At 58.2% G+C, this 1,001-nt stretch carries 1 protein-coding gene; it reads right to left on the minus strand.

The annotated features are described in order from the left end of the window. Window positions 1–26: 26 nt before the first annotated feature. Complete coding sequence (locus tag ACFQEU_RS16580) at window positions 27–911, minus strand: IS1595 family transposase (protein WP_379783935.1); 885 nt, start codon at window positions 909–911, stop codon at window positions 27–29. Between the last annotated feature and the right edge of the window lie 90 nt (window positions 912–1,001).

Genomic DNA, 1,001 nt, shown 5'->3' on the forward strand with positions numbered 1-1,001 from the left:
CGCTCTTGTGTAGCACATTGTTGATTTCAGAGAGTTGCTTTGATGGCGTGTTTGAGCGCTTTTCGTCCGGGTTTGCGGTAGAGTTCTCGTCTGAGTTGGAACGCTCGGAGATACTGTGTGAGGCGGTCTTTTGAGATGCCTCGATGCGGCGAGAGCCACCGTCGCGCCAGCGACGCGTGGCTCTCGCAGGTGTTCACGTGGATCGTCTCGTCGGCGTACTCACCGTCTCCGTGAACGACGTATTCGCGGTCGAATTGGTCGTCTTCTGTAAGCGGATCGTATGCACGAAATCCGTCGGTATAGACGGTGAGAGGCTCCTGCTGGCGGTCAGCCAGCAGGAGCCGGATCGTTGATTCGTCTGCGGATTTCGCTGGCACAACGTACCGTTGCTCGGTGCCGCGATCCACGAGTACGAATACGGGCGGTTTGTCCTGTTCATATGTTCCGCGCCCGCGTCGGGCGAGGCCGCGAGAGCGCGACCAGCGGTCGCGCTCGCGGCCTTTCAGGCCGGCAGAAACGTAGAACTCGTCAATTTCGACCGGTCCACGGAGATCGAGTGACGGCGCGTCGAGCGCTTCGGCAAAGCGCTCGACACGCCTGTGGATCGTTTTGTAGGTGACACCGATTTCGCACTGTAACTGCCTGAGGCTGGTGTTAAACCGCAAAAACGCGTAGATCGAGAACAACCATTTGCGGAGTGCGATCTTCGAGTGAGCGAAGATGGTGCCGGTCTTATCGTTGAACGTGCGGTCGCAATCCTTACAGAGATACCGCTGAAAGTGCCCATAGCTGCCGTTTCTGACCGTTCGGTCAGAACGGCAGCGAGGACAGGAAACGCCGTCACGCCAGCGAACCTGTTGGAGCAGGTCCGCTGCGACCGATTCCGACCCAAACGCATCTAGCGGAATCATCCGTGTCGGACACCGCTGACGCGGTGTCCTTGTCCTCTTCGACTCGACAGCAGCAGCTCAGCAGTATCAACAATCTCCTACAGAAGAGCG

Origin of the sequence: Halorubrum tibetense (genome assembly GCF_042661865.1) — an archaeon.
GTDB lineage: Archaea > Halobacteriota > Halobacteria > Halobacteriales > Haloferacaceae > Halorubrum > Halorubrum tibetense.